The sequence below is a fragment of the Neisseria sp. P0009.S007 genome, from assembly GCF_051962515.1.
This window is the reverse complement of the sequence record NZ_JBQCVF010000341.1, coordinates 1-1,399: the sequence shown is the minus strand read 5'-3', so window position 1 is coordinate 1,399 and position 1,399 is coordinate 1. Positions and strand designations below refer to the sequence as shown.

Annotated in this window: 1 protein-coding gene; it reads left to right on the top strand. The window is 49.6% G+C overall.

Annotation, left to right across the window (positions count from 1 at the left end; all coding sequences use genetic code 11):
• Positions 1–1,399, top strand: a 1,399-nt coding sequence (recD, locus tag ACTHS3_RS13085) for an exodeoxyribonuclease V subunit alpha (RefSeq protein ID WP_440368137.1), incomplete at both ends; no start/stop codon positions are given.

Sequence of the window (1,399 nt, the reverse complement as noted above, 5' to 3'; positions counted from 1 at the left end):
GTGGTTCGACTGTTTGCAGCCTTGCAAAACGGGCATTCGTTTATTTACTTGGATAAAGCGGATGTTGATGCCTTAAGCAACTTGCCGAATTTGGTCGGCAATGAGGATAAACCGCTTATCCTGCAAGGCCGGAAATTGTTTTTAGGGCGGATGTGGCAGTTGGAGCATGATTTGGCTGTTGAAATTAAACGGCTGGCCAGTGCCGAGGCGGAAGAAGTGAATTTTATGGCGGCTTCAAAAAGCCTGAGCGATTGGTTTGATACTAAAGACAGCAAAGAGCAACGGGATGCTGCGGCTTTGGCCTTGCTGCAAAACTTTATGCTGATTACCGGCGGGCCGGGTACGGGGAAGACGACGACCGTCGCAAAGCTTTTGGGTCTGATTTGCAATAACAGTACGAAGCTGCCCCGTATCGCGTTGGCGGCACCGACGGGCAAAGCGGCTGCGCATATGGCACGGGCTTTGCAGCGTGCTTTGGACGGTTTTGATTTGTCTCCGAGCATTAAAGCGCATTTGGAAAACTTGGAAGGGCAGACCGTCCATCGATTGTTGAAACTGCGGCCGCCGCAAATGCGCCCTGCGTTCAATCATGAACATCCGCTTGCATTGGATGTTTTGGTAGTAGATGAGGCTTCGATGTTGGATTTGCCACTGGTGTTGGATTTATTGCGCGCCGTGCCGACCGGCTGTCGTCTGGTATTGCTTGGCGATGAAAACCAGTTGCCGTCGGTTGGGTTAGGAGCCGTATTGGCGGCATTGTCACGTCCGACGGCTTTGGATAAAGAAACCGCTGAAAAGCTGGAAGTGTACCTGCCCAATCATGGCTTTGAGATTAAAGAGCGACCACAGGCTTTATCGCAAAACAATGCCAAATTGACGTTCAGCCACCGTTTCGGTGCAGACAGCGGTATCGGCTGTTTGGCAAGGGCGGTGGTGTCCGGGGAAAAGCAAACTGCGGTCGAACAGTTTGATAAGTTCCCCAAAGAATTGGAAATGAAATCAGGCCGTCTGAAAGAGCAGGTCGCTTTGCTGTATCAAAAGCAACAGGATTATTGGCAGGCTATGGCAAAGAATAATGTTGCACTCGCCTATGGTCATGCGGCCGATGTGGTGGTATTGGCGGCTTGGCGGCAGGATGCTGATTATTTGAATCAGGCTTATCAAGAATACTTGCAACGGCAAGGCAAGGTTTCGGGCGAAACGCCTTGGTTTGCCGGACAAATCATCATGATTACGCACAATGATTACATGCTGGAAGTATTTAACGGCGACATCGGTCTGATTATGAAAGATGAAGAATCGTTGAATGGTTTGTCTGCATTTTTTCCTGAGAAAGATGGATTCAAAAAAATTGCCATCAGCCGTTTGCCTGATTTTGAATCGGCTTTTGCCATGACGG